The 23,706-nt window shown below is 66.4% G+C and carries 25 protein-coding genes, 1 pseudogene and 1 riboswitch; of the genes and pseudogenes, 12 read left to right on the top strand and 14 right to left on the bottom strand.

Features of this window, described 5'->3' with window-relative positions:
• The 5 genes from pheT to rpmI all read right to left on the bottom strand — a co-directional run.
• A partial coding sequence (gene pheT, locus sphsw_RS03015) for a phenylalanine--tRNA ligase subunit beta (RefSeq protein WP_031439312.1) occupies positions 1–1,386 on the bottom strand: 1,386 nt, incomplete at its 3' end.
• Positions 1,383–2,477, bottom strand: a complete 1,095-nt coding sequence (pheS, locus tag sphsw_RS03010) for a phenylalanine--tRNA ligase subunit alpha (protein ID WP_031439311.1) — start codon at positions 2,475–2,477, stop codon at positions 1,383–1,385. The genes pheS and pheT, both read right to left, overlap by 4 nt.
• Positions 2,478–2,499: 22 nt before the next feature.
• Entirely contained in the window at positions 2,500–2,841 is a 342-nt protein-coding gene (locus sphsw_RS03005) for a GIY-YIG nuclease family protein (protein ID WP_031439310.1), read from the bottom strand.
• 244 nt (positions 2,842–3,085) lie between these two features.
• The gene (gene rplT, locus sphsw_RS03000; RefSeq protein ID WP_031395288.1) at positions 3,086–3,451 is read right to left on the bottom strand and encodes a 50S ribosomal protein L20; all 366 of its coding nucleotides are present in this window, start codon (positions 3,449–3,451) and stop codon (positions 3,086–3,088) included.
• 19 nt (positions 3,452–3,470) lie between these two features.
• Positions 3,471–3,674, bottom strand: coding sequence for a 50S ribosomal protein L35 (rpmI, locus tag sphsw_RS02995; protein WP_031395289.1), 204 nt, complete (start codon positions 3,672–3,674; stop codon positions 3,471–3,473).
• A 199-nt stretch (positions 3,675–3,873) separates the two neighbouring features.
• On the opposite strand from rpmI, the gene sphsw_RS02990 reads away from it, so the two are divergent.
• Positions 3,874–5,997, top strand: coding sequence for an AsmA family protein (locus sphsw_RS02990; RefSeq protein WP_031439309.1), 2,124 nt, complete (start codon positions 3,874–3,876; stop codon positions 5,995–5,997).
• 190 nt (positions 5,998–6,187) lie between these two features.
• On the opposite strand, the gene sphsw_RS02985 is transcribed toward sphsw_RS02990, so the two are convergent.
• Positions 6,188–7,018, bottom strand: a complete 831-nt coding sequence (locus sphsw_RS02985; RefSeq protein WP_031439308.1) for an inositol monophosphatase family protein — start codon at positions 7,016–7,018, stop codon at positions 6,188–6,190.
• Positions 7,019–7,109: 91 nt separating this feature from the next.
• Here sphsw_RS02985 and sphsw_RS02980 point away from each other — a divergent pair, with 91 nt between their 5' ends.
• The 3 genes from sphsw_RS02980 to sphsw_RS20740 all read left to right on the top strand — a co-directional run bounded on the left by sphsw_RS02980 (position 7,110) and on the right by sphsw_RS20740 (position 9,210).
• Complete coding sequence (locus sphsw_RS02980; protein ID WP_031439307.1) at positions 7,110–7,640, top strand: peroxiredoxin; 531 nt, start codon at positions 7,110–7,112, stop codon at positions 7,638–7,640.
• Between the two features lie 95 nt (positions 7,641–7,735).
• Positions 7,736–8,746 carry a GGDEF domain-containing protein gene (locus sphsw_RS02975; RefSeq protein WP_327195633.1) on the top strand — a complete coding sequence of 337 codons (1,011 nt, stop codon included), beginning with the start codon at positions 7,736–7,738 and terminating at the stop codon, positions 8,744–8,746.
• Between the two features lie 335 nt (positions 8,747–9,081).
• Entirely contained in the window at positions 9,082–9,210 is a 129-nt protein-coding gene (locus tag sphsw_RS20740) for a hypothetical protein (protein WP_268745752.1), read from the top strand.
• A 43-nt stretch (positions 9,211–9,253) separates the two neighbouring features.
• On the opposite strand, the gene sphsw_RS02970 is transcribed toward sphsw_RS20740, so the two are convergent.
• Both sphsw_RS02970 and sphsw_RS02965 read right to left on the bottom strand, forming a co-directional pair.
• The gene (locus sphsw_RS02970; protein ID WP_031439305.1) at positions 9,254–9,892 is read right to left on the bottom strand and encodes a YbhB/YbcL family Raf kinase inhibitor-like protein; all 639 of its coding nucleotides are present in this window, start codon (positions 9,890–9,892) and stop codon (positions 9,254–9,256) included.
• The gene (locus tag sphsw_RS02965) at positions 9,885–10,433 is read right to left on the bottom strand and encodes a hypothetical protein (RefSeq protein ID WP_042466426.1); all 549 of its coding nucleotides are present in this window, start codon (positions 10,431–10,433) and stop codon (positions 9,885–9,887) included. The genes sphsw_RS02970 and sphsw_RS02965 overlap by 8 nt, the downstream gene beginning before the upstream one ends.
• A gap of 168 nt (positions 10,434–10,601) precedes the next feature.
• Here sphsw_RS02965 and sphsw_RS20735 point away from each other — a divergent pair, with 168 nt between their 5' ends.
• Together sphsw_RS20735 and sphsw_RS02960 are read left to right on the top strand one after the other, a co-directional pair.
• Entirely contained in the window at positions 10,602–10,727 is a 126-nt protein-coding gene (locus sphsw_RS20735) for a hypothetical protein (RefSeq protein ID WP_260171387.1), read from the top strand.
• 25 nt (positions 10,728–10,752) lie between these two features.
• Positions 10,753–11,058, top strand: a complete 306-nt coding sequence (locus tag sphsw_RS02960; RefSeq protein WP_031439303.1) for an alkylphosphonate utilization protein — start codon at positions 10,753–10,755, stop codon at positions 11,056–11,058.
• A 55-nt stretch (positions 11,059–11,113) separates the two neighbouring features.
• Here the strand turns inward: sphsw_RS02960 and thiC are convergent, their stop codons facing one another.
• From thiC to sphsw_RS18595, 4 genes and pseudogenes are all read right to left on the bottom strand, one after another.
• On the bottom strand, positions 11,114–13,036 hold the full coding sequence (gene thiC, locus sphsw_RS02955) for a phosphomethylpyrimidine synthase ThiC (RefSeq protein WP_031439302.1): 1,923 nt from the start codon (positions 13,034–13,036) through the stop codon (positions 11,114–11,116).
• Between the two features lie 39 nt (positions 13,037–13,075).
• Positions 13,076–13,183: riboswitch (TPP riboswitch) on the bottom strand.
• 89 nt (positions 13,184–13,272) lie between these two features.
• Positions 13,273–14,136: a MipA/OmpV family protein gene (locus sphsw_RS02950; RefSeq protein WP_042466424.1), complete on the bottom strand. Its 864-nt coding sequence runs from the start codon at positions 14,134–14,136 to the stop codon at positions 13,273–13,275.
• A 69-nt stretch (positions 14,137–14,205) separates the two neighbouring features.
• Positions 14,206–14,655: a DUF2141 domain-containing protein gene (locus tag sphsw_RS02945; protein ID WP_235188267.1), complete on the bottom strand. Its 450-nt coding sequence runs from the start codon at positions 14,653–14,655 to the stop codon at positions 14,206–14,208.
• A pseudogene (locus sphsw_RS18595) lies at positions 14,561–14,919 on the bottom strand (sterol desaturase family protein); the annotation flags it as partial. The pseudogene sphsw_RS18595 and the gene sphsw_RS02945, both read right to left, overlap by 95 nt.
• Before the next feature lie 418 nt (positions 14,920–15,337).
• Here sphsw_RS18595 and sphsw_RS18225 point away from each other — a divergent pair.
• Entirely contained in the window at positions 15,338–15,757 is a 420-nt protein-coding gene (locus sphsw_RS18225; RefSeq protein ID WP_052380814.1) for a hypothetical protein, read from the top strand.
• Between the two features lie 172 nt (positions 15,758–15,929).
• Here the strand turns inward: sphsw_RS18225 and sphsw_RS02935 are convergent, their stop codons facing one another.
• The gene (locus sphsw_RS02935) at positions 15,930–16,523 is read right to left on the bottom strand and encodes a GNAT family N-acetyltransferase (protein WP_081874090.1); all 594 of its coding nucleotides are present in this window, start codon (positions 16,521–16,523) and stop codon (positions 15,930–15,932) included.
• Between the two features lie 235 nt (positions 16,524–16,758).
• Here sphsw_RS02935 and crtY point away from each other — a divergent pair, with 235 nt between their 5' ends.
• The 4 genes from crtY to sphsw_RS02915 all read left to right on the top strand — a co-directional run bounded on the left by crtY (position 16,759) and on the right by sphsw_RS02915 (position 21,270).
• Entirely contained in the window at positions 16,759–17,925 is a 1,167-nt protein-coding gene (gene crtY, locus sphsw_RS02930; RefSeq protein WP_031439299.1) for a lycopene beta-cyclase CrtY, read from the top strand.
• On the top strand, positions 17,922–19,400 hold the full coding sequence (locus tag sphsw_RS02925; protein ID WP_031394044.1) for a phytoene desaturase: 1,479 nt from the start codon (positions 17,922–17,924) through the stop codon (positions 19,398–19,400). The genes crtY and sphsw_RS02925 overlap by 4 nt, the downstream gene beginning before the upstream one ends.
• Before the next feature lie 192 nt (positions 19,401–19,592).
• On the top strand, positions 19,593–20,174 hold the full coding sequence (locus sphsw_RS02920; protein WP_031394045.1) for a TIGR00730 family Rossman fold protein: 582 nt from the start codon (positions 19,593–19,595) through the stop codon (positions 20,172–20,174).
• Positions 20,175–20,322: 148 nt separating this feature from the next.
• Positions 20,323–21,270, top strand: coding sequence for a phytoene/squalene synthase family protein (locus sphsw_RS02915; protein WP_031439298.1), 948 nt, complete (start codon positions 20,323–20,325; stop codon positions 21,268–21,270).
• 145 nt (positions 21,271–21,415) lie between these two features.
• Here the strand turns inward: sphsw_RS02915 and sphsw_RS02910 are convergent, their stop codons facing one another.
• Positions 21,416–21,724 (bottom strand): hypothetical protein, encoded by a 309-nt coding sequence (locus sphsw_RS02910; RefSeq protein ID WP_235188266.1) that lies wholly within the window; start codon positions 21,722–21,724, stop codon positions 21,416–21,418.
• A 43-nt stretch (positions 21,725–21,767) separates the two neighbouring features.
• On the opposite strand from sphsw_RS02910, the gene sphsw_RS02905 reads away from it, so the two are divergent.
• The gene (locus sphsw_RS02905; RefSeq protein WP_031439296.1) at positions 21,768–23,597 is read left to right on the top strand and encodes an ABCB family ABC transporter ATP-binding protein/permease; all 1,830 of its coding nucleotides are present in this window, start codon (positions 21,768–21,770) and stop codon (positions 23,595–23,597) included.
• Positions 23,598–23,706 lie beyond the last annotated feature (109 nt).

The raw sequence follows: 23,706 nt of genomic DNA, 5'->3' as shown, positions 1-23,706 counted from the left end.
GCGCCAGCTCGGGACCGTGACCGGCCATTTGCCCTCGATCGTCGAGAACAGCGCGTCGCTGAACGCGTCGGCCGATTTGATCGCACCGATCGTGAAGCCGAGCGACAGGAGCGTGCGGGCCTGGCGTTCGGGGGCCACGTGGAGCCCGCCTAGGTCGGCGCTGAGGCGCGGGTCGTAGTGCACGACGCGAGGTTCGAGCGGTGGCTCGCCCGAGCGCGTGACCTCACTTGCGGTGCCGCCGCATACGTGGAGCACGAGCGCGGTGGCGATCGCCAGGCCGTCGTCGAGGAAGGCGGGGTCGACGCCGCGTTCGAAGCGGCTGCGCGCGTCGGAGGTGAGCGTGAGCTTCTGGCCGGTGCGCGCGATATGGTCGGGATCGAAATAGGCGCATTCAATCAGCACGTCGGTGGTGTTCGCGGAGACGCCCGAATGCTCGCCGCCCATGATGCCGCCAATGTCGTGCACGGCCACGTCGTCGGCGATGACGGTCATGGTTTCGTCGAGCGTGTAGGTCTTGCCGTTAAGCGCGACGACCTGTTCGCCGTCCTTGGCTTTCCGCGCGACTAGGCCGCCCGACAGCTTGGCGCGGTCATAGACGTGCAGCGGGCGGCCGAGGTCGATCATCAGATAGTTGGTGATGTCGACGAGCGCGGAGATCGGCTTCTGGCCGATCGCGAGCAGGCTGCGGCGCATCCAGTCGGGCGACTCGCCGTTGCGCACGCCGGTGACGGTCTGCGCGAAGAAGGCGGGGCAGCCGGCGGTGTCGGCGGTGCGGACCGATGGCCCTGCCCCGTCGGTGACGATCGGATCGAAGATCAGCGGCGTGAGCGTGCCCATGCCGGCCGCGGCGAGGTCGCGCGCAATGCCGCGGACGCCCATGCAGTCCTGGCGGTTGGGTGTGATCGCGACGTCGATGACGGGATCGGTGAGCCCGGCATAATCGGGGTACGGCGTGCCGATCGGCGCGTCCGCGGGCAGTTCGATGATGCCGTCATGATCCTCGCCGAGTTCCAGTTCGCGCGTCGAGCACATCATGCCGTTCGATTCGACGCCGCGGATGCTCGCGAGCTTGAGCGTCACGTCGAGCCCGGGGACGTACGCGCCGGGCGCCCCGAACACGCCGACCAGCCCGGCGCGCGCGTTGGGCGCGCCGCAGACGACCTGCAGCGGGCCATCACCGGCGTCGACCGATAGGATCTGCAGCTTGTCGGCCTGCGGGTGGCGTTCGGCGCTGAGCACCTTGGCGATGCGGAACGCGGCGAGCTTCTCGCCCGGATTCTCGACGCCTTCGACTTCGAGGCCGATACGCGTGAGCGCGTCAACGATCTGGTCGAGCGTGGCGGTGGTGTCGAGGTGCTGCTTGAGCCAGCTGAGCGTGAACTTCATGCGCCGACTCCTGCCGACAAAGTGGGGACGTCGAGGCTCGAGAAACCATAATGTTTCAGCCAGCGGATATCGCCGTCGAAGAACGGACGGAGGTCGTCCATGCCGTATTTGAGCATCGCGAGCCGATCGATCCCGCAGCCGAACGCAAAGCCCTGCCACTCGTCCGGATCGAGCCCGCACGCCTCGATCACTTTCCGATGGACCATGCCGCTGCCCAGGATCTCGAGCCAGCCGTCTGGCTCCGCGCCGCCGACGACACGCTTGCCCTTGACCAGCGTGTAGCCGACGTCGATCTCGACCGAGGGTTCGGTGAACGGGAAATAGCTCGGGCGCATCCGCAGGACGATGTCGTCACGCTCGAAGAACGCCTTCACGAACGTCTCGAGCGTCCACTTCAGATGGCCGAGCGTGATGCCCTTGTCGATCACGAGGCCCTCGACCTGGTGGAACATCGGCGTGTGCGTCGCGTCCGAGTCCGAGCGGTAGGTGCGGCCCGGCGCGATGATGCGGATCGGCGGCTTCTGGCTCAGCATCGTGCGGATCTGGACGGGCGAGGTGTGCGTGCGGAGCAGCGAGAAGGTCGTCTTCTCGTCGGCGGTGCCCGCGGCCTTCGCGTCGATCCCCTGCTGGAGATAGAAGGTGTCGTGCATCGCGCGCGCCGGATGCGTCTCGGGGATGTTGAGCGCGGAGAAATTATGCCAGTCGGTCTCGATCTCGGGCCCGGTCGCGACCGCGAAGCCCAGGTCGGCGAAGATCTCGGCGAGTTCGTCCATGACCTGGCTGACCGGGTGGATCGTGCCGGGCATGGGCGCGTCGGCGGGCAGCGTCATGTCGAGCGTTTCGCTGGCGAGCCGCGCGTCGAGCGCGGCGCGTTCGAGCGTCGCTTTGCGCTCTGCGATGCCATTGGCGACGGCTTCGCGAAGACCCTGGATCATCGGGCCCTGCACGAGCCGCTCGTCGGGGGTCATCTTGCCGAGCGTCTTCAGCAGCGCGGTGATCGTGCCCTGCTTGCCGAGCGCCTCGACCCGGCACGCCTCCAGCGCGTCGAGGCCGGATGCCGCGGCGATCGCCGCCAACATGTGTTCGCGCATCTGGTTCAGGTCTTGCGTCACGTCATACTCCCAGGGCGGGTTCGGTCGGCAGATCGGGTAGGCGGGGCAGCCCCAGACCGATACCCAGATCGTCCCAATTTTCGTTGCGCGCTTCGATCAGTTCGATCTTCCACGCTCTTCGCCACTCCTTCAGCCGCTTCTCGCGAACGATCGCGGCCTCCATCGTGTCGAACATCTCGTAATAGGCGAGACGCCTGATGCCGTACCGGTGAGTGAAGCCGGGGATCAACCCCTCGCGGTGCTGAACCAGCCGCGCGAGCAAGTTTGAGGTGACGCCGATGTAGAGCGTGCCGTGGCGGCGGGAGGCGAGGATGTAGACGCAGGGCTGGAAGGTTTCGCGCATTTCTTGCTCCCCCTTGATCGCCCTTCCCCAGATTTCTTACATCCGTCATTCCGGCGGAAGCCGGAACCCATGGTTGCGGGCCGGATGATGGTAGCACGCTTTCGCCGGGTCCGCCGTAACCGTGGGTCCCGGCGTTCGCCGGGATGACGGAAGGGGGGATGACGGGCTGGCGAACCCCAAACGCGAAAAAGGGCGCCGGTGGTTTCCCACCGGCGCCCTTTTCAAACCCAACCTCAGTCGCGAATTACGCGGCCTGGGGAAGTGCTGCCTTCGCCTGTGCGACGATCGCGCTGAAGGCTGCGCCCTCGTGCATCGCGATGTCGGCCAGGACCTTCCGGTCGAGTTCGATACCCGCCAGCTTCACGCCGTGCATGAACTGCGAATAGGTCAGACCCTCGGCGCGGACGCCGGCGTTGATGCGCTGGATCCACAGGCCACGGAAGGTGCGCTTCTTAACCTTGCGGTCACGATATGCGTACTGTCCGGCCTTTTCGACGGCCTGACGGGCGATACGGATGGTGTTCTTGCGACGGCCATAATAGCCCTTCGCCTGAACCAAAATACGCTTGTGCTTGGCGCGGGTGGTAACACCCCGTTTTACGCGTGCCATTGTCTAATTCCTTCTCAGCTCAACGCAGGCCGTAAGGCGCCCAGGCCTTCACTGCTGCGGTATCGGCCTTGGACAGCAGCTTGGTGCCGCGGTTCTGACGGATGTACTTGCCGTTGTGATGCGCCAGACGGTGACGTTTGCCGGCGACGCCGTGCTTGAGCAGGCCGGTGGCGGTGAGCTTGAAGCGCTTCTTGACGCCGCTCTTGGTCTTCAGCTTGGGCATTTTTATCCTTTCGGTTACGAAGGGAAACGCTGAAATCGCCGCGGCAGCCCACACTGGCCGGGCGATTCGTCGAACGCGCATCCCTTCGAGGAAGCGGGGCCGATACCCGCATCGGTCCGAAATCTCAAGTCGCATTCCCGGATTAATGCGGCATCCGACCATAGTGGAACCGCTACGCCCGCCATGCGATAGGCTTATCATGGACGCCAGCCCGACGCAGCCGATCGACGCCCCCCCGCCCGCCGCGGCGCAGAAGAGGCGCAAACGGCGGATCCTGCGCAACATTCTGATCGGGATCCTCGCGGTGATCGCCGCCATCTGGCTGGTGCTCTACATCACCAAGGGTCGCTTCTTGAAGCATCCGTTCGAGCGGATCGTCGGGTCGATGACCCACCGCACGGTGACCGTCGGCGGCGATTTCCAGCTCTATTTCGCGCCGTTCCGAATCAAATTCTATGCCGAGCGCTTCACGCTCTCCAACCCCGACTGGGCGAGCCGGCCCAACCTGTTCCAGGCGGACAAGCTCGACACGCGGATCGCGCCGCTGTCGCTGATCTTCGGCAAGCGGCGGCTCTACTGGCTCGATCTGGTCAACGGCGCGGTCGATCTTGAATGGAATGCCGCGCATACCGCCAACAGCTGGACGTTCAGCGACAAGAAGGGCGGCGAGCCGCTCGAATTCCCGCGGATCGACGTGGCGACGGTGACGGGGACGAGCGTGCGCTATCTCGACCCGCGGATGCGCGTGCTCGCCAATCTCGACGTCGCCGACATCCGCTCGGTCGATGCGACGATCGGCCGCGCGGTCGGCCTCAAGGGCACCGGCCAGCTGCGCGAGACGCCGTTCACGGTGACCGCGCAGCTGCTGTCGCCCGACGCGACCGCCAATCGGGGACAGAACAAGCTGGTCGCGCGGATGCGCGCGGCGGGCAACGTGATCGACGTCGCCGGCACGCTGCCGAGCATAGCGGACGTCGAGAACGTGCCGCTCGCGGTGACCGCGCGCGGCGCCAACCTGTCGACCCTGCTCGGCGTGATCGACGTCGCGATCCCGAACACACGCACCTATCGGCTGCGCGGGCAGCTCGTGAAACAGGGCGAGGAATATCATTTCACGCGGATCACCGGCGTGGCGGGGAAGACCGATCTGGCGGGCAAGCTGACGATCACCAATGGCGAACGCATCCATCTCGATTCGGTGCTGGCGACCAAGAGCCTCGACATCGTCGATGCCGCGCCGTTCATCGGCTACAATCCCGACATCGTCGAGAGCCGCGGCGCGGTGGCGGCCGCCGCCGCGACCGGCGCGGGCGCGCAACGCCTGTTGCCCGATGGGAATTTCCCGGTCGAGACGATGCAGATCTTCGATGCCGACCTGAAATGGACGATCGGCGTAGTGCGATCGAAGAACATCCCGATCTCGAACGTCGATCTGACGCTCGACCTCGAGCGCGGGCGGCTGGCGCTGTCGCCACTGACGTTTGCGATGGCGCGCGGCAACGTCGCCTCCGACGCGGTCTTCGACACGCGGTCGCGGCCGAGCGCGGTGTCCTACGACATTCGCCTCGCGCCGACGCCGATGGGGCGGTTGCTCAAGGGCTATGGGCTTGCCGAGGCGGGGACGACCGGGACGATCAAGGGGCGGATCAAGCTCGACGGGCGCGGCGATTCGATCCATGATTCGCTGGCGTCGTCACGCGGCCGGATCGCGTTCGTGATGCCGTCGGGCGCACTGTCGGTGCGCAACGTCCAGCTCGCCGAGCTCGACATCGGCACGTTCGCGCAGCGCATGTTCCAGGGCAAGCTCGACGAGCCGGTCCAGGTCAATTGCGGCCTGATCGGCTTCACCGTGCGCGGCGGTGTGGCGGCAGCGGACCCGATCCTGATCGACACGAAGAAGAACGTGATCGTCGGCCGCGGCGGGTTCAGCTTCCGCAACGAAGCGGTCGACCTCGCCTTCCGCGCCGATTCGAAGAAGTTCAGCCTGTTTGCGGGCCAGTCGCCGGTTGGGTTTGGCGGGGTGTTCGCGGCACCGAAAATGAGCGTGGTGTCGAAGGACCTGCTCGCCCGCGTCGGCACCGGGCTGGGTCTCGCGCTGGTGGCGACGCCGGTCGCGGGTGTGCTCGCGTTCGTCGATGTCGGCGATGCGAAGGCCACCGCGTGCGGCCCGGTGCTGGCCGGCGCGACCGCCAAGGCGCAGCGGACGACCAAGGGCGAGACGCGCGACGATGTCGGCCGCGGGACGACCGCCAAGGGCGAGGATGGCAAGGCGTCCGAGGCGGAGAAGAAGGGGCAGAAGAAGAAGTTTCTGGGGATCTTCTAAGGGCGGCGGCTTTGGTCTCACCCGCGCCGCTCACCTCACTGGCCCCCGTCACCCCGGCGAAAGCCGGGGCCCATGGTTTCGGCCAGCGCGGTTAGCGACCGTTCCGTGTCCGTGGGTCCCGGCTTTCACCGGGATGACGGATATCAGGCGGGGTGCGAGGCGTAACGCCAGCCTTCCCGCCATGACGGCCTCAGTGGTCGTGACCGCCATGGTCATGCGCATCACCCGTGATCCGGTGCATCGCCTCGAGCACGTCGTCCAGCCGCGCCGGATCGCCGATCGCGAGCACATGGCCTTCGCTCGCCGCGGTCAGCGGGTCGCCGTTCCAGTCGCACATCATCCCGCCGGCGCCTTCGACGACCGGGACCAGCGCGGCGAAGTCGTAGAGCTGGAGACCCGATTCGCAGACGACGTCGAGATGCCCGCTCGCGAGCAGCCCGTAATTATAGCAGTCGCCGCCATAGACCGGCCCCTGGCGCGGGTTGCCGCCCGAGATCGCCGCGACGAGCGCGAGATAATGCGGGACGTCAGCCTCGCCGAACAAATGCGGGCTGGTCGTCGCGATCGTCGATCCCGCCAGTTCGCGGCAGACCCGGGTGCGCACCGGCACGCCGTTCAGCGTCGTCGGACGCCCCGCGACGCCGACCCAGCGTTCGCGCTGGACCGGCTGGTCGATGATCCCGAGCACCGGCCAGCCATCCTCGACCAGCGCGATCAGCGTGCCGAAGATCGCGCGGCCGACGGTGAAGCTGCGCGTGCCGTCGATCGGGTCGAGCACCCATTTGCGGTTGGTGACACCGGTCTTCTCGCCAAATTCCTCGCCGACGATGCCGTCGCCCGAGCGTTCGGCGTCGAGCAGCCGGCGCATCGCCGATTCGGCCTCGCGGTCGGCGCGGGTGACGGGGGACTGGTCGTCCTTGATCTCGACGCCGTGCTCGTGGCGGAAATAGGGTCGGATGACGTGGCCCGCGGCATCCGCGAGGCGGTGCGCGAGGTCGATATCGGCTTGGGTCACTGGCATGCGCCCTGCCTATCGATACGGTACGGCGCGAGCAATGGACGGATGCCGCGAGCGGGCGTACGTCACTGCGATCATACCGGAGTATAGCCCCATGCGCCTCGTCCCGACCCTTGCCGCCCTCCTCGTCGCCACCCCCGCAGTCGCGGCGCTCGCGCCCGGTGCGAAGGCGCCCGACTTCACCACGCGCGGCGCGATCGCCGGCAAGGTGTTCACGGTCCACCTCGCCGAACAGCTGAAGAAGGGCCCCGTCGTGCTCTACTTCTTCCCCGCGGCCTATACCGGCGGCTGCAATGCCGAGGCGCATGCCTTTGCCGAGGCGGTCCCCGCGTTCAAGAAGGCCGGCGCGACGGTGATCGGCATGTCGGCGGACAACGTCGAGACGCTGAGCAAATTCTCGGCAGAGAAATGCGCGGGCAAGTTCGCGGTCGCCAGTGCAGGGCCGAAGGTCGTCGCCGGCTATGACGTCGCGCTCGGCAAGCAAGTGATGGGACGCGACGTCACGAAGCGCACCAGTTACGTGATCGGCCGCGACGGCCGGGTCGCCTTTGTTCACGACGACATGAACCCGGCCGAGCATGTCAGTTCGACGCTGGCCGCAGTTGAGACGCTTAACCGCCGATAGATCCGCAAATCGTCACGCGTTGCTAACCTTTATCGTTCTATTCCGGGGGCGAAACGGGGGCAAATGACATGCGGGACGCGCAGGGCGCACAACAGGTGAGCACGGAGGACCTGTTCGACCAGATCGGCCGATTCCTCCGTAAGCACCGGTTGCGTCCGGATCCGTCGCATTATGCGTTCGCGCATGCCGTGCTGTCGGCACCCGACGGCCCGCTCGCGGCGCAGGTTGCGCGATTGACCGAGGGCGGCGTCCGGCTGCTGCGCAGGGATATCGAGGCGCTTGGCGGACAGGTTACCGATACGCCCGCGACCGTCGACCCCGACGACCAATGCGATCCCGCGCTGCGCGAGGGGGAGGCGGACCGGCTGGTCGCCGAGACGCAGGAGCATGTCGACGGATTCGCGACGATCATGCACAGCATCCACGCCGAGACCCGCGGCTTCGGCCATGACCTGGCCGAAAGCGCGGCGGCGATCACGACGTCGCCGGGACTGGCCGAGATCGACGAGATCACGCGGATCACGACCGCGATGATCGGCAGGATCCGCGAGTCGGAGGTGCGGCTGGCCAAGGCGAAGCACGAGACCGACGTCCTGCGGGCCAAGCTCATCGAGGCCCGCGACAGCGCACGACGCGACACGCTGACCGGCCTGCCGAACCGGCGCGCGTTCGACGAGGCGTTCGGCGCACGCGACGCGGACAAAGGCCCCTATTGCCTCGCGGTATGCGACGTCGACCGGTTCAAGCGCGTCAATGACGCGTTCGGCCACGGCGTCGGCGACCGGGTGCTGACCGCGATCGGCCAGATGATCGCGGCGGGGTGCGAAGGGCATCTCGTCGTGCGGCACGGCGGCGAGGAGTTTGCGGTGCTGTTGTGCGGCGTCAGCCTGAGCGACGCCGCGCGCCTGCTCGATTCGGTCCGCGCGATCGTTGCCGCCAAACGCTTCCGCAATCGCGAGACCGATTCCCCGCTCGGCCAGATCACCTTTTCGGCAGGCGTCACCGCGATCCATGCGGACGAAGCCGCCGAGAGCGCGTTCGCCCGTGCGGACCGGCTCCTCTACACTGCCAAGGGCGACGGGCGCGACCGGATCTGCGCCGCCTGATCCGCGCGGCGGTCCGCGGCACCGATCCTTGGCGCCGTTCACCGGATAAGTGTGGCGCAAAATCCCAACTGCTGCGTGGCTGCTGCGAAAAACCGCGCTGATTCAGCCGGATACGGAACTGGCACGGGGTGTGCAAAGCAGGGGATATCGGCAGCCGGATGGTCCGGACGCCGCCATCACCGAAGGGAAGCCACCATGTCCTCGATCCATTTCGAATCCGCCAAGCGCATCCTCCTCTCGTTCGCCGGGGCGCTGGTCTTCGCCGGCATCGCGATCAGCGCAGCGACGCCGATCATCCCGATCGCGTGATCCGGCCTGACTGCGGAAACTGCATCATGCTTCATCACCTCCATCGCGGCCAATACCGGCCCGACCGCCTGCGGGACAGCGGCCTGCTCGTCGGCATCGTCGCCTTCTCGACCACCGTCCTGCTGATCGCGACTCACGCCGCAGCGTTCGCCTGATCGGCAGCGCGGGGGATCCCTGCCCGCCAGGCGCGGGTCGCGGTCAGGCCAGCATGGCCGAAGAAGCGGGGCCGACGGGCGCGGCCTCCTCGCGCGAATAGGTCCCGATCAGCAACCCCGCCGCGAGCACATGTCCCGACATCGCCTCGACCAGCGCGGTGCGGCCCGGTGACACGCCTGGATCGCCCAGCGCCGCATCGAGCGCGAACAGCTGGAAGGCGTAGCGATGTTCGCCATGCCCGGTCGGCGGATCGGGCGGCAGCCAGCCTTCGCGCAGATATGAATTGCGCCCGACATCGCCGTCGGGCGTCCCTGCGCCGTCGGCCGCGATCGCACCTTCGGCCAGTCGCAGCCCATCGGCAGCGATATGCCAGACGATCGCGTGAACCAGCGGTTGCGGCGTCGGCGCATCCGCATCCTCGACGATCAGCGCGAGCGCGGCGGTGCCCGCAGGTGGCACGCTCCAGACCAGCGGCGGCGACACCCCGTCACCATCGGCGGTGAACCGCGGCGGCAACCGCCCCTCATGCGCAAAGGCGGGGCTGGTCAGGTCGAGCGTCGCGAACCCCGTGCCGGCCTGCGCGCCCGACCCGAGACCGGACCGGGCGATCACCAACGCGTCGGCACCAGCGCGCAATCCTTTAAGTGCGTGGCCGAGCCAGGCAGGCATGTGTTCAAGCATCGTTACCCTCCGAAGGACAGGCGCCAGGGCGCAGGACCGGTGCGCCATCGGCATACCAGCGGCTCTGATCGCGCATCGTGCCGGCATCGTGATAACAGGCCTGCGCTGTCCCACCCGCCGGATCGATCGCGACCATCCAGTTGTGATCGCCGCAGTTATGTGCCTCGCACCCCCAGGAGGCGATGCGCCGGCCCCGTTGGAAGATCGGCGTCTGCGGTCCCGAGCGTCCGCGGATCAGCGACCGCAGCCGGGCATCGTCGACCACCGCGAGCAACCCGCCGGCCACCTCGGTGCGATCGAAGAAATCGACGCCATCGACCGCGTCATGCGGGTATTTGCCGACATAGGCGGTGAGCGGCGTGGTCTGCGCCTGCCCCGCCACGGGGGTCGGCGTCCGCGTGGCAGGCGGCGTGAAGTTGGCGACCGCAGCGGTCTGCTGGGGATCGTCGCCCGCACTGCAGCCTGACACGGCCATGGCAAGCATTGCCATCCCCGCACGCAGCGACAGGGTGATCGGCGCAGCCCCGGATCCGATATGCATCGCAGCCCCCTCATGGTCTTTTCATCCCAACGCGCCGACCGGGCTGAGGTTGCCCGCGATGCCGGCGCTGCCGGGGCGACTCGACGATCCGAATCTACGGGTATGCGCGAGTGCAAGCGTGTATCGTCGCCGTCCCGGGGCGCTCCGCCCCGCCGGAAGGGCAGCATCATGGCCAAGAGCCAGAAGAAATCGAACAAGGAAGTCCGCAAGCCCAAGGCCGAGAAGGAGCCCAAGGCGAACGCGTCGAACCCGACGACCAAGGGCAAGCCCGTCGAGATGACGACGCTCAAGTGATCCGGCACGAAACAGGACGATGACGATGGCGGACGACGATTACGTCTATGACGAGGCCAGCGGCGAATGGGTCGCCGCCGACGCCGCATCCACGACCCGCGCGGCGGACGACGACACGGTCGTGGTCCGCGACTCGGTCGGCAACGTGCTGGCGGACGGCGACCAGGTGACGCTGATCAAGGACCTGACCGTCAAGGGCGCGGGCCAGACGCTCAAGCGCGGCACGCTGATCAAGGCGATCCGCCTGACCGGTGACGCGCAGGAGATCGACTGTCGCTATGAGGGGATCAAGGGTCTGGTGCTGCGCGCGGAGTTCGTGCGCAAGCGGTAACGGACGCACCCCCTGATCCTCCCCCTGCCGGGGGAGGAGTTCGGGATGTGGCGGATCAGACGTCCGCGGGGAGGTAGATCTCGCTGCCCTTCTCGCGGAACCTCTCGCTCATTTCAGCCATGCCCTTTTCTGCGTCGGCATGCGCACCCTTGGCGAAGATCGCGCGGTTGGCGTCGGTCTGATCGATATCGGCCGCTAGGAACGTGTCGGCGGGGCCGTTCTGTTTGGCGGCGAAGTCACGCACCTCCTGCGTGATCTTCATCGAGCAGAATTTCGGACCGCACATCGAGCAGAAATGCGCGGTCTTGGCGCCTTCTGCGGGGAGCGTCTGGTCGTGATATTGCTCGGCCGTATCGGGGTCGAGGCTCAGGTTGAACTGGTCGCGCCAGCGGAACTCGAAGCGCGCGCGGCTCAGCGCGTCGTCGCGCATCTGCGCGGCAGGGTGACCCTTGGCGAGGTCGGCGGCGTGTGCGGCGAGCTTGTAGGTGACGACGCCGACCTTCACGTCGTCGCGGTCGGGCAAGCCCAGATGCTCCTTGGGCGTGACGTAGCAAAGCATCGCGGTGCCGTACCAGCCGATCTGCGCCGCGCCGATGCCGCTGGTGATATGGTCATAACCCGGCGCGATGTCGGTGGTGAGCGGCCCCAAGGTATAGAAGGGCGCCTCGCCGCAGACCTCGAGCTGCTTTTCCATATTCTCCTTGATCTTGTGCATCGGCACATGGCCGGGGCCCTCGATCATAACCTGGACGTCGCTCTTCCATGCGCGGTGCGTGAGTTCACCGAGCGTGTAGAGCTCGCTGAACTGCGCCTCGTCGTTCGCGTCGGCGATGCTGCCGGGGCGCAGCCCGTCGCCGAGCGAATAGGCGATGTCATACGCCTTCATGATCTCGGTGATCTCGTCGAAGCGCTCGTAGAGGAAGCTCTCCTTGTGGTGGCTGAGGCACCATTTCGCCATGATCGAGCCGCCGCGCGAGACGATGCCGGTGACCCGCTTGGCGGTCATCGGGATATAGGCGAGGCGCACGCCGGCGTGGATCGTGAAGTAATCCACGCCCTGCTCCGCCTGTTCGATCAGCGTGTCGCGGAAGATCTCCCAAGTCAGATCCTCGGCGACGCCGCCGACCTTCTCGAGTGCCTGATAGATCGGCACGGTGCCGATCGGCACGGGGCTGTTGCGCAGGATCCATTCGCGCGTGTCGTGGATGTTGCGGCCGGTGCTCAGGTCCATCACCGTGTCCGCGCCCCAGCGGATCGACCAGACGAGCTTGTCGACCTCGGCGGCGACGTTCGACGCGACCGCCGAATTGCCGATATTGGCGTTGATCTTGACCAGGAAGTTGCGGCCGATCGCCATCGGCTCGGATTCGGGGTGGTTGACGTTGTTGGGGATGATCGCGCGGCCGCGCGCGACCTCGTCGCGGACGAACTCGGGGGTGACGAAGTCGGGGATCGACGCACCGAAGCTCTCGCCGTCGCGCTTATACTCTTTCAGCATCGCGCGGCCGAGATTCTCCCGCGTCGCGACATATTCCATCTCGGGCGTGATGATGCCACGGCGTGCGTAATGCATCTGGCTGACATTGGCGCCAGCCCTGGCGCGCAACGGGCGCTTGATGCTGCCGGGAAATTGCGGGACGCCGCCCGAGCGGTCGGGGCCGAGCTGGCCATTATCCTCGGGCCGGACCGCGCGCGCGTCGTAACTCTCGACGTCGCCGCGCGCCTCGATCCACTGGCGGCGGAGTTGCGGCAGGCCGGCGTTGATGTCGATCGTCGCCCTGGGGTCGGTGTACGGACCGCTGGTGTCGTAGACGCGCAAGGGCGGCTCGGAGCAGCTGGGGTCGAGCACGATCTCGCGCATCGCGACGCGGACGTCGGGGCTGGAGGGCACCGCGACATGGATCTTCCGCGAGCCGCGGATCGGGCCGGTGGTGACGCCGATGTCGGCGGTCGGGATGCGGGGATCGTAATCGGCCATGCGCTTGCTCCTAAAGGTCTCGGAGCAAGGCATGCGGTTCTGTGGCGACCGCTCCCTCCCTCCGCCGGTATCAACCGGATCAGGTTCAGCGGGTCGAAGGCTCCTGCCTTCCTCTCAAGCGCGGATCGGCGCTCCCCCGGGGTAGGGCGAGCATAGGCGCAACGGACGGGGGCGCAAACGGAAAAACCCCGCACGGCCGGGCCGCACGGGGTTTCGGATCGATCGGCGGGTTGCGATCAGAAGGTGTAGGTCAGGCCCACCGCGCCGAGCCACTGGTCGGCATCGCCGACGTCCGCGACGATCGGGCTGTCCTTGTACTTGCCGAGCATGCGGCCGTAGAGCACCCCTGCGCCGACGCCGAAGCCGCGGCGCAGATCGCCCGACAGGCTCTGCAAAGCAAACGCGGAGACGTTGACCCGGCGGAAGCCGCTGTCGTTGATGTCATAGGTGCGCAGACCGCTGTTGATCGTGCCGATCGGCGTGACCGCGGCATAGGTCCGGCCAAAGCCCTTGCCTGCATAATCCGCCGACAGGCCGAAGGCGACCAGGGTGCGGACCGACAGCGGCGTCGTGTAGTTGACCTGCGGGGTGATGACATAGCTGTCGTGCGTGCCCGACACGTCGTGGATATAGGCGACACGCGCGGTCAGCGTGTCGTATTCGCTGGTGATGACGCCGGTCTTGCCGATGCCGACAAAGCCGCCGACTTCATAGGCCGTGTCGATCTTGCCGAGCGCGCGGACCTGCCGGTTGTCGACCCGGCCCGTGCGATCGGTGCGGACGGCGGCGATAACGCCGACTTCGTAGTTGATCCCGACCGACCCCGTATTGGGGATCAGGTTCACATAGAGCTGCGTACCGCGCGTAAAGAAGTCATGCCCGCGGACCGTACCGATCGCGACCGCGCCGGGGGTGAAGCTGTTGCTGTCCGCACCTTCGTAATCGGGAAGCGACGCGACGCCGAGCCCCAGCGTGATGCGGTTGTTGTCGGCGGGATCGGTGATTGGCGGGGTCGGATTGGGATCCGTCTGCGCAAGTGCCGGCGTGGCGAGGGCGACTGCCGCGGTTGCGGCAGTCAGAACGAGTGAGAATGCGCGCAAGGACGGGCTCCGGACAAAAAGGTTCCACCGCGCAACGCGGGGCAACCCCATTCGGTCCGTTGCAATCCGTCAGAAGATGTAACGCATCCTGACCTGTTGCATTTCAGCATCACCGACGAGCATGAACCGTGCCGCGGAAAAGCGAGGCGGTCCGAAGCGTACCGCCGCGTTGTTCGAGAAGCCATAGCCCTCGCGCGGGATGCCCGCGATCGTGTCGAGCTTGGAATTGCTGTTCTCGTCATGGATGATCGCCAGCGCATAGCCGCGCTGCGGCAGGCCCGGAAAGCTCGTCGTCCGGACCGCGGCGGGCAGGGTCCGGGTCAGCGCCTTGGCATCGTCGACACAGGCGGGGAAATTATCGGGGTCGGCGGTCAGACAGATACGGATCAAGCCCTTGGCCGAGCGAAGATTGTCGACCTCGACGTCAAGCCGCGTGACCGGGCTCGCCGCCGCCAGAACGGCCCAGAGCGCCGCCGCGGCCAGCACGCGCGGCAGCCTTGGCATGCGATCTGCGGACATCGCCGAGCTCCCGGTCGGTGCCGCAGAGCCGATCCCAGAACCGGAAAATGAGCTCATAATTGCACCTGTATCGTTCATGATGTGGCTGATGGTGGCTGGCCGTGATCAGCCATGTCCCCAATGCTCCCCTCCACATGAACCGGGGAAAAACCTCCCGGCCCATCGGATTGGCCCCCTCCATAACGGTCATGACCGTCAGAGCCAAACCGAGCGCACCGCCAGGGTCGGAATCGCAATGACCCGTAGCGGAATTATCACAGCGCCGGGACCGGATCGAACGCCGTTGCCATTCAGACCCTCGGTCGACCACGCCCGGCCGGTGCTCCACCTGTTTGCACTGACTCTAGTCTATCGCCCCCGCAAAATGATCGAAACCGGCGGCATCCGGGTACGCGGCTGCAAAGCACGACGGCCTGTGCGCCTGCAAACCAAACGCCGCCCCATTCTATGTCGGAACACCGGATCCTCATCATATCTTTATCGATTTTACAGAATTCAGCGCCACGAATTCATCTATCGAACTTTATTTGACGCCTCCCAATGTGATATTTTTTTTCAGGTCAACAGATTTGAGACCCTGATAGCAGAACATTGCTCCATTACGACGATATCGCCCGTTTGAAAGTCCGACGCCATGTCAGAGACAGGCCATCTCGATACTATAAATTTAGGAGATGAGGATATGGCAACCATCAACATCATGATTGCTGTGGATGTGGAAACAGCTCAGTCGACGGCCAGTGGCCAGACCATCACCCAAGGTCTGTATATGATCGACACGACGGGCTATGAAGGCACGTCCGAGGGTGGCAACGAGTTGACGACGCCGTGCAATGCCGGTGACGTCTTGGTGTGGACCGTCTATCCCATCAATCCCGCCGATAATATCGCAATCACCGGGTTTACCGGTCAATGCACGCAGAACCCGCCGAATAGTGTATTCCAGAAGCTTGAAAAACAGACGACGCCCGCGGGCGTTATCTATTGGACCTGTGTGATCAACAACGGCACAGCAACGGGGTCCTACCAGTACAGCGTCGTCTTCTCGATGTCGGGCAAGACTTACAGCTATGACCCGTTCATCAAGGTCCCGGCGAACTGATCGCCAGCGCGTAAACATGGGCATGTGCGCTCCCGGCTGATCCGGAAAAGAGCGCGCGCCGCACATGGTGCCGGGCAGCAGCGACGACTTGCGGCTGCCCGGTACCGCAAAAGCCCGCGCAGTTCCTCGGCCAGCATCGCTTGACCTGTCCGCTGAGCGTCCGGAACCCAAGTCAGGCGCGTCGGTCGAGGATCAGGATCGGCGCGTCACGATAACGACCCTCGATGCGCAGGCGGTAGCCGAGGCGCTCGGCGAGGCGGAGCGAGGGCGCGTTGCTTGGGTCGATGATGCAGGTCGTGGCGGCGATGCGCGGGTCGGCCCAGGCCAGGACCGCCGCCATCGCCTCCGATGCATAGCCCTGCCCCTGCGCGTCGCCGGTCAGCGTCCAGCCCATTTCGGGGCCGATCGCACCGGGACCGTCGATCGGCGGCAGGATCGCGCGCCGCGCTTCGATCAACCCCATCTCGCCGATCAGTCGGCCGGTCACAGTCTCGCGCACGATCCAGCTGCCATAGCCGAACGCGGTCCACTGCCCGATCGATCGGAGCAACCGGATCCACACCTCCTCGCGACTGCGTGGCGTGCCGCCGATCATCGCATAGACGCGGGCGTCGGCCCACATCGCGGCGCAGTCGTCGAGATCGGCAAGGACATGGCCGGTCAGCGTCAGGCGCGCCGTGGCCAGCGTCGGGGCCTGGGGGTGGCGGGGACCGGGATCGCTGGCGTGCGGTGCTGGCGAAGCGTCGGTCGGGTGTGAGGGGGGCATGGCGGCTCCGGATCTGGCATGGACATAGTGGCGGAGATGGCGGCGGCGCGCCATGCCCGACCTGACGTCCCCCGTCCCTTCGCGTCCGTCACGTGGTGGCAGCGGAAGGCGATGACGTGCGGGGGATCGTCTCGGTGGCGGAAGAGGCCGCCGGGCCGGCAATGCAGGTTGTCTTCGCGCGCGATTGGGCGGGAAAGGCTGTTTTCGCAGGCGCCGGTTTGCGCTAGTCGGAGCCATGGCATCGACGATCTCCTGCGACGTCGCGATCGTTGGCGCGGGCCTGGCCGGCGGGATGATCGCGCTGGCGCTCAAAGCGAAGCATCCGGCGCTCGACGTGCGGCTGGTCGATGCCGCCCCGACGGTCGGCGGCAACCACCTCTGGTCGTTCTTCGACAGCGACGTGGCGGCGGCGGACCGATGGATCGTCGCGCCGCTCGTGGTGCATGGCTGGCAGGGCTATGACGTGCGCTTTCCGGGGCATGCGCGGACGATCGACGCGCGTTACAATTCGATCGAGAGCGTCCAACTCGACCGCGAGGTACGCCGCGTCCTGCCGCCGCACGCGCTGATGCTCGACCGCAAGGTGAGCGGCGCGAGCGCGACCGCGGTGGTGCTGAGCGACGGCGACCGGATCGAAGCGACCGGGGTGATCGACGCGCGCGGGCCGGGCGACCTCACGCTGCTCGATCTGGCGTGGCAGAAATTCCTCGGACGCGAACTGCTGCTCGACGCGATGCACAAGGCGCCGCGGCCGATGGTGATGGATGCGGGCGTCGAACAGCTCGACGGCTATCGTTTCGTCTATTGCCTGCCCTTCAAGGCGCGGCGGATGTTCGTCGAGGACACCTATTACAGCGACACGCCCGATCTCGATCTGCCCGTGCTGCGCGACCGGATCGACGCCTATGTCGACGAGCGCGGCTGGTCGGTGAAGCGGATCGAACGAGAGGAATCGGGCGTCCTGCCGGTGGCGATGGGCGGCGATTTCGAGGCCTATTGGCGCTCGACCGGCGCGCGCGTCGCCAAGGCGGGGATGCGCGCGGGGATGTTCCACCCGACCACCGGCTATTCGCTGCCCGATGCGGTACGGACCGCGTCGATGATCGCGGCGCTGGGGGATTTCTCGGGCGCACGGCTGCACGATGCGACCTATGCGATGGCGCAGGCGACGTGGAAGAGCCGCGGTTTCTACCGGATGCTCGACACGATGCTGTTCCGCGCGGCGGAGCCCGAGGAACGCTACCGGATCCTCGAGCGCTTCTATCGCCTCTCCCCTTCGCTGATAGGCCGTTTCTATGCCGGACGTTCGACCATGACCGACAAGGCGCGGATCCTGACCGGCAAGCCCCCCGTCCCCATCGTGCGCGCCGTCCGCGCCATCGCAGGCAGTATGAGATCATGAAGACAGCTATCGTCATCGGCGCAGGGTTTGGCGGGCTGGCGCTCGCGATCCGGCTGCAATCCGCAGGCGTCCAGACGACCATCGTCGAGAGCCGCGACAAGCCGGGCGGGCGTGGTTATTACTGGGAGCGCGACGGCTTCACCTTCGATGCGGGCCCGACCGTCATCACCGATCCCGACTGCCTGCGCGAACTATGGGCGCTGAGCGGGCACGACATGAGCGCGGACGTGACGCTCGACCCGGTGCTGCCCTTCTACCGGCTGAACTGGGCGGACGGGACGAATTTCGATTATACCAACGACGATACGCAGATGCGGGCGGAGATCGAGAAGCTGCATCCGGGCGACTGGGCGGGCTATGAGAAGTTCCTCGCCTATTCCGCCGGCGTTTTTCACGAAGGCTATGAGAAGCTCGGCCATGTCGCGTTTCTCGACTTCGGGTCGATGATTAAGGCGGCGCCGGCACTGGCGAAATACCAGGCCTGGCGCTCGGTCTATTCGATCGTGTCGAGCTTCGTGAAGTCCGAGAAGCTGCGCGAGGCGCTCTCGTTCCACACGCTCCTCGTCGGCGGCAATCCGATGACGACGAGCGCGATCTATGCGCTGATCCACAAGCTCGAGCGCGATGGCGGCGTATGGTTCGCGCGGGGCGGCACCAACCGGCTGGTCGCGGCGCTGGTGACCCAGTTCGAACGGCTGGGCGGCGTGCTGCGGCTCGACGACCCGGTGACGTCGATCGAGACGCTGGGCGACCGCGCGACCGGGGTCACGACGGCGAGCGGCTGGTCGGGCCAGGCGGATGCGGTGGCGGCGAACAGCGACATCATGCACACCTATCGCGACCTGCTGGCGACGTCGCGCAGCGGACAGCGGACCAAGGCGTCGCTCGAGCGCAAGAAGTACAGCCCGTCGCTGTTCGTCGTGCATTTCGGGATCAAGGGCACGTGGCCCGGCATTCCGCACCACATGATCCTGTTCGGGCCGCGCTATAAGGGGCTGCTGTCGGACATTTACGATCACGGCGTGCTGGCGGAAGATTTCTCGCTTTATCTCCACCACCCGACTGTCACCGACCCCAGCCTGGCGCCGGAGGGGCATTCGACCTTCTACGCGCTCGCGCCGGTGCCGCATCTCGGCAAGTTCCCGGTCGACTGGGACGAGATCGGCCCGATCCTGGAGAAGCGGATCCTTGACGAGATCGGCCGGCGGTTGATCCCGGACATCCACGACCGGATCGTGACCAAGTTCAGCTATGCGCCGAAGGATTTCGCACAGGATCTGAACGCGCATCTGGGCTCGGCCTTCTCGCTCGAGCCGGTGCTGACGCAGAGCGCCTATTTCCGCGTGCACAACCGCGACGATCATATCCCGAACCTGTACTTCGTCGGCGCGGGGACGCATCCGGGGGCGGGGATCCCGGGCGTCGTCGGGAGCGCTAAGGCGACGGCGCGGTTGATGCTTGAGGGCGAGCAGTAAGGGTTTGTTCACGCGGAGACGCGGAGGCGCGGAGATGGTGCGTCCAGCCTATCGGTCGGAAGACCTCTCGGCTGTACGTCATCATGGTATAAGGTCGCTCCGCGACCCTTGCTGAAACTCCGCGCCTCCGCGTCTCCGCGCGAACCCATTCTTTTCTTGCGGCACCACGCGCGCTTCCCCTAGCGAGGCACGATGAAAAGACTTGCTGTGTATTGCGGGTCGGCGACGCCGGCTGATCCCCTGTATATCGAAGGCGCACGCGCGCTGGGACGCACCTTTGCCGAGCGCGGAATCGGCCTCGTCTATGGTGGTGGCCGCACCGGCCTGATGGGCGCGATCGCCGATGGTGCGCTCGAGGGTGGCGGCGAGGTGATCGGCGTGATTCCGCAGGCGCTGGTCGATGCGGAGGTTGCGCACCGGGGGCTGACCGAGCTCCACGTCGTGCAGGGCATGCACCAGCGCAAGCAGATGTTCACCGACCTGTCGGACGGATTCGTGACGATCCCCGGCGGTACGGGCACGATGGACGAGCTGTGGGAGGCACTGAGCTGGGCGCAGCTCGGCTATCATGCGGATCCCGTCGGGCTGCTCAACACCGCGGGCTATTACGACCATCTGATCGCGTTCTGGGACAAGATGGGCGAGGTCGGCTTCCTGCGACCGCAGCACCGTGACCTGCTGATCGTCGCGGATACGCTCGACCTGCTGCTCGACCGGATGGCGGAGCATGTGCCGACACAGCCGATCGTCCGGATGAACGCGTCGGATCTGTGAGCGTCTTGAGGCCGCACACTATCCTGCACCACCCCGGCGAAGGCCGGGGCCCAGTTGGGGGACGCGGATTGGCTCGCGCTACGCGTTGTTACACTCGCTTTCCCACCTGGGCCCCGGCCTTCGCCGGGGTGGTCGTAAAGGTGGCGGCATGACATTCCCCTCCCCCACCCGCGAAGCGATCGTCGCGACAGCGAAGGAATCGATCGCGCGCGGATCGAAGAGTTTCGCGGCCGCCAGCCTGTTGTTCGACAAGCCGACGCGCGAACGGGCGTGGCTGCTCTACGCCTGGTGCCGGCGGTGTGACGATATCGCCGACGGGCAGGATCACGGGCACGGCATGACCGTGGTCGACGATGCCCCGGCGCGGCTCGTCACGCTGTCGGCGATGACCGAGCAGGCGCTGGCGGGCGAGGTCGTCGGCGAGCCCGCATTCGACGCGCTGCGGATCGTCGCGGCCGAGACGCGGATGCCCAAGCGGTTCGCGCGCGACCTGGTCGAGGGCTTCGCGCTCGATGCGCGCGAGTGGCGACCGCGCTCCGAAAACGACCTGTACAAATATTGCTACCATGTCGCAGGTGTCGTCGGTTGCATGATGGCGATCGCGATGGGCGTCGATCCCGACGACGAGGACACGCTCGACCGCGCCTGTGATCTGGGAATGGCATTCCAGCTCGCCAACATCATGCGCGATGTCGAGGAGGATGACCGGGTCGGGCGCTGCTACCTGCCCGAGGACTGGCTGGTCGAGATGGACTTTCCGCCCGGCCAGCACATGAAGCCGCCATTCCGCGCGCGCCTCGCGGTGCTCACGAAGCGGATGGCGGACCGCGCGGCGGCGTTCGAGGCGAGCGCACGGGAGGGCACGCCCGCGCTGTCGTTCCGATCGGCCTGGGCCGTGCTGTCAGCGGCCGGCATCTATGGCGCGATCGGGCGGGCCGTCGCGGCGCGCGGCGAGCATGCGTGGGATCACCGCGTTACGACGTCGGGGGCGCAGAAGCTGGGGTTTATCGCCAGGGCCGCGCGGGAGGCGGCAGCGCGGGAGCGGCTGTATCCGCGTACGCCGCGGGATCCGAAGCTGTGGACACGACCGCGGTAGATCCGGCCCTAGCACATTCAACGTCTGTCCCTGCCCCTTCCGTTCGCCCTGAGCGAAGTCGAAGCGCATCCGTTCGGGGCCTGTGCTTCGACTTCGCTCAGCACGAACGGAGGGGGGGACGGGCGGTGACCCCCACACGAGCGGATCAGCCCCGTGCTTTGGCCTTGCCTGTTACGGCGATCTGCGCGCCCGCGGTGCGGCAGTTGGCACCGATCATCGGATAGGGAACGTCGGTGTTCTGCGCGAGCTGATCCGGCAACGCCGCGCGGCACTGCGCCATCGTTTCGTACCGCGCCGGCACGACCCGTGCCTCGGTGCAGTTCATATTGCCGTCACTGCAACCCATGATGGCCATGACGTAGAACAGCGGTTCCATTTCATTCTCCAGTGGATCGCCGTGCCCGGCGTTGGACACGATATGAAAAGCGACGAAGTGGCAGGATTGTTCCGTCAACCGCTTTCGCCGGGGCTTGACCGCGCCTACATCACCACCAGCAATGCCCCCTGATACCTACACCTCCACCCGCGCGGACCAGCCGTTGCTGCCGACGCTCCGCCGCTTTCTGCCATTCCTGTGGCCGGCGGGGCAGCCGAAGCTGAAGGTCCGGATCGTCGTCGCGATGCTGCTCGTGATCGCGTCGAAGCTGGTGCAGGTGTTCGGCGCGGCCTTCACGCTGAAATATGCGGTCGACCGGATGGCGGGGAACGACCGCGGCGCGCTGACGCTCGTCGCGCTGCTGGTGGTCGGCTATGCGGCGTCGCGGTTCGGAACGACGCTGTTCGACAATCTGCGCAACGCGGTGTTCGAGCGGGTCGGACAGGACGCGTCGCGGCGGCTGGCGGCGCAGGTGTTTCGCCACCTCCATGCGCTGAGCCTCGATTTCCATCTGTCGCGCCGAACGGGCGCAGTGACCAAGGTGGTCGAGCGCGGGACGAAGAGCATTGATACGATGCTCTATTTCCTGCTGTTCAACATTGCGCCGACGCTGTTCGAACTCGTGCTGGTGCTGGGCCTGTTCTGGACCAAGTTCGGCTGGCCGCTGGTCGTCGCGACGATCGTAATGGTGGTCGGCTATATCGCGTTCACGCGGATGGTCACCGACTGGCGCAACGCGCTGCGCGCACGCATGAATGACCTTGATACCGGTGCGGTCGCGCATGCGGTCGATTCGCTGCTGAACTTCGAGACGGTCAAGTATTTCGGCGCGGAGGAGCGCGAGGCGAAACGCTATGACAGCGCGATCACCGCCTATTCCGAAGCCGCGGTGAAGAGCGAGAACTCGCTCGCATGGCTGAACCTCGGCCAGGCGCTGATCACCAATCTGATGCTCGCGGGCGGCATGGGCTTCGTCGTGTGGCGGTGGAGCCGGGGCGAGGCGTCGGCGGGCGACGTGGTCTTCGTTTCGACGCTGCTGGCGCAGCTATTCCGGCCGCTCGACCTGCTCGGCATGGTGTATCGCACGATCCGCCAGGGCGCGCTCGACATGGCGGCGATGTTCGACCTGATCGACACGCCCGCTTCCGTCGTCGACGTGGTCGACGCGCCCGTATTGGCGGTGAGCGCGGGTCATGTCCGGTTCGAGAATGTCTCGTTCGGTTATGATGCAGGCCGGCCGATCCTGCGCGATCTCGAGCTCGACGTGCCCGCAGGGTCGACGCTCGCGGTGGTCGGGCCGTCGGGCGCGGGCAAGTCGACGCTCGCCCGGCTGCTCTACCGCTTCTACGACCTGACGGGCGGGCGGATCACCGTCGACGGGCAGGACATTGCGCAGGTTCGCCAGGCATCGCTGCGCGCGGCGATCGGAATCGTCCCGCAGGACACTGTGCTGTTCAACGACACGATCGGCTACAATATCGCCTATGGCCGCGAGGGCGCGGAGATGCCCGAGGTCGAGACCGCGGCGAAGGGCGCGGCGATCGCGGGGTTCATCGAACGCCAGCCGCTGGGCTATGCGACGCGCGTCGGCGAGCGTGGTCTGAAGCTGTCGGGCGGCGAGAAACAGCGCGTGGCGATCGCACGCACGCTGCTCAAGAACCCGCCGATCCTGATCCTCGACGAGGCGACGTCGGCGCTCGACAGCCGCACCGAGGCGGAAATCCTCGACACGCTCGAGGCGATCGAGCGCGGCCGCACGACGATCGTGATCGCGCACCGGCTGTCGACCGTGGTGCATGCCGACCAAATCGTCGTGCTGGAGGCGGGGCGGGTCGTCGAGAAGGGCACGCATGCGGAGTTGCTGCGGCGCGAGGGCGTGTATGCGGAAATGTGGAACCGCCAGGCGCAGGAGCGTGCTGGCGATGACGCGGGGGCGCTCGCGGCAGAATAGCGTCGCCGCTCCGTCTTCCACCCCGGCGAAGGCCGGGGCCCAGTTGGCAGACGTCGATAACGAAGGACGTCGCTCCGTTACTGCACCCTCTCCAACTGGACCCCGGCCT

The organism is Sphingomonas sp. FUKUSWIS1 (assembly GCF_000733135.1).
GTDB lineage: Bacteria > Pseudomonadota > Alphaproteobacteria > Sphingomonadales > Sphingomonadaceae > Sphingomonas > Sphingomonas aerolata.
Note: the sequence above shows the minus strand (reverse complement) of the source record. Positions and strands in the feature narration are given on the sequence as shown.